The 2327-nt window shown below is 71.5% G+C and carries 3 protein-coding genes and 1 pseudogene; 2 read left to right on the top strand and 2 right to left on the bottom strand.

What is annotated here, in order from left to right; genetic code table 11:
* Both AB0M52_RS33315 and AB0M52_RS33310 read right to left on the bottom strand, forming a co-directional pair.
* Positions 1–92: pseudogene (locus AB0M52_RS33315) on the bottom strand (DNA-binding response regulator); the annotation flags it as partial.
* 27 nt (positions 93–119) lie between these two features.
* On the bottom strand, positions 120–776 hold the full coding sequence (locus AB0M52_RS33310) for a TetR/AcrR family transcriptional regulator (protein WP_363961825.1): 657 nt from the start codon (positions 774–776) through the stop codon (positions 120–122).
* Between the two features lie 84 nt (positions 777–860).
* Between AB0M52_RS33310 and AB0M52_RS33305 the strand changes: the two genes are divergently transcribed.
* Positions 861–1808, top strand: coding sequence for an NAD(P)-dependent alcohol dehydrogenase (locus tag AB0M52_RS33305; protein ID WP_363961824.1), 948 nt, complete (start codon positions 861–863; stop codon positions 1806–1808).
* Between the two features lie 86 nt (positions 1809–1894).
* Positions 1895–2327, top strand: a 433-nt coding sequence (locus AB0M52_RS33300; RefSeq protein ID WP_363961823.1) for a thioredoxin family protein, incomplete at its 3' end; no start/stop codon positions are given.

Here is a 2327-nt window from a genome sequence, read left to right as displayed (position 1 = left end):
ATCGCCGGGTCGAGCAGCGACTGGCCGGCCGCCACCCGGCGCACCGCGTCGACCAGGTCAGTGCCGCGGATCTGCTTGAGCACGTACCCGGAGCGGGTCGACGCCGGGGCGGCGAGCGTTCAGGACGTGCCACCGGCGTGGTGGCGTTCGAGGCTGTCGAGGATGAGGTCGAGGCCGAACCCGAACTCGTTGGCGTAGCTGTAGTCACGGCCCACGACCTGGTTGGTGATCATCTCCACCAGGTGTGGGTACTCGTCGGCCGGGAGCGCGTGTTGGATCTCGTCGACGAACGTTTCGGCTCCCTCGTCGGCGTCGAACGGGAGGTTTAGCTCGGTCAGCACGAAGCCGTACACGTAGGCGTCGATCGCCGAGAACGCGTGGGCCGCCAGGGTGATCGAGAAGCCGTTGCGTCGCAGGCAGGCGAGCACCGTGTCGTGGTGCCGTAGGAGTGCCGGCCCGGGGGAGCGGCGTGACTCGATCAGGCCCAGCGCCCAGGGATGCTGCGACAGGACCCGCCGGCTCGACTCGGCGCGGTCGACCATCGCCGGCCGCCACGGCCGCTGCGGTTCGGGCAGCTCGATCTGCGTGAAGATCCAGTTGGCCAGGCCGTCGAGCAACGCGTCCTTGCCGGCGAGGTGGTGGTAGAGCGACATCGCTTCGACGCCGAGCTCCTTGCCGACGTTGCGCATGCTCACCTGGGCGACCCCGCCCCGGTCGGCGACCCGTACCGCCGCGTCGATGATGCGGTCATGGGTGAGGGCTGGACGACGCGCCATCACAAGCATTCTCCGGTACCGTTTGCTGACTTACGGTCGTAAGGCTACCATGCAACGAAACTTACGGGTGTAAGGAGAAGTGTCGTGCTGGCAGCAGTGATGGATAGCTACGGGGCGCCCGACGTGGTCCGCGTCGCCGAGGTCGCCCGGCCGCGACCGCGCGCCGGCGAGGTGCTGGTGCGGGTCAGGGCCGCGGCGGTGACCTCGGCCGACTCGCGTATCCGGGGCGCCCGGTTCCCGGCCGGGTTCGGCGTCCCCGCGCGGCTGATGTTCGGCATCGTCCGACCCCGCCGGCCAACCCTGGGCAGTTCCTTCTCCGGCGTCGTGGCGAGCGTCGGCGCGCGGGTCGGTGACTTCGCTGCCGGCGACGAGGTGTGCGGCATGACCGGCATCAGGCTCGGCGCGCACGCCGAGTACGTCGCGGTGCCAGCGGACCGGCTCGCCCGCAAGCCCGCCGAGGCCACCCACGAGGCGGCCGCCGGGCTGCTGTTCGGCGGCACGACCGCACTGTTCTTCCTGCGCGACAAGGCGGGCGTGGGCCCCGGCACCTCGGTGCTCGTCAACGGCGCGTCCGGTGCGATCGGCACGAACGCCGTCCAGCTCGCCCGGCACTTCGGCGCGACCGTCACTGCGGTGACCAGCGCGGCGAACGCCGAACTGGTCACCAAACTGGGCGCCGACCGGGTCATCGACTACACCGACGGCGGCCTGGGCGCCACCACCGAACGATTCGACGTGGTGTTGGACGCCGTCGGCAACCTGTCGATCGCCTCCGGTCGGCGGCTGCTCAGCACCCCAGGCGTGCTGCTGCTCGTCGTCGCGAGCCTGGGCGAGACCATCCAGGCGCGCGGCAACGTCGTGGCCGGAGCCACCCCCGAACGCGTCGCCGACTTCGACTTCCTGCTCGATCTCGCCGCCCGCGGCGAGATCACCGTCGTGCTCGACCAGATCCACGACCTCCACGACATCGCCGACGCCCATCGCCGGGTCGACACCGGCCACAAGGTCGGCAACGTGGTGGTACGCCCATAGATTCGATCGGTGATGGCCGGCGGCACCGCCCATCACGCCCACCCGGCCGATGCCGCCCGGCAGACCCGCTGTGGCAGGCTGGAGCGGTGCGAGATGCCGAGCTGACCAGGGTGGCGGTGCTTGCCGGCATACTGCTTGCGGCCACCGTCGTCGGCCTGTGGCACCGGCGCCGTAGTGGGCGGATCAGGTCCGTCTCCCCGGCCCCAGGTCCGTCCGCCGCGCTCGCCGGCCTCGGCGTCACCGCCGGTGCGCCGACGCTGGTGCAGTTCTCCTCGGCGGTCTGCGCGCCCTGCCGGGCGACCCGTCGGGTCCTGGAGCGGGTCCGCGCCGCCGTCGACGGGGTGCGCCTGGTGGAGGTGGACGCCGAGCAGCACCTGGACGCCGCCCGCGAGCTGGGCGTCTGGCGTACGCCGACGGTGCTGCTGGTCGGACAACACGCCGCAGCAGCAGGCGGCCGACCTGCACCTGTTGATCGAGGCGCTCGACGCGGGTCCGGTCGAGGTCTTCGCGAGCAGTGGC

It is taken from the genome of Micromonospora sp. NPDC051296, from assembly GCF_040682255.1.
Classification (GTDB): domain Bacteria; phylum Actinomycetota; class Actinomycetes; order Mycobacteriales; family Micromonosporaceae; genus Micromonospora; species Micromonospora craterilacus.
This window is presented reverse-complemented; position numbering and strand designations above follow the sequence as displayed.

Excerpts from the sequence above, each read along its gene's own strand:
- AB0M52_RS33310 (WP_363961825.1), bottom strand. The coding sequence starts at position 776 with ATGGCGCGTCGTCCAGCCCTCACCCATGACCGCATCATCGACGCGGCG.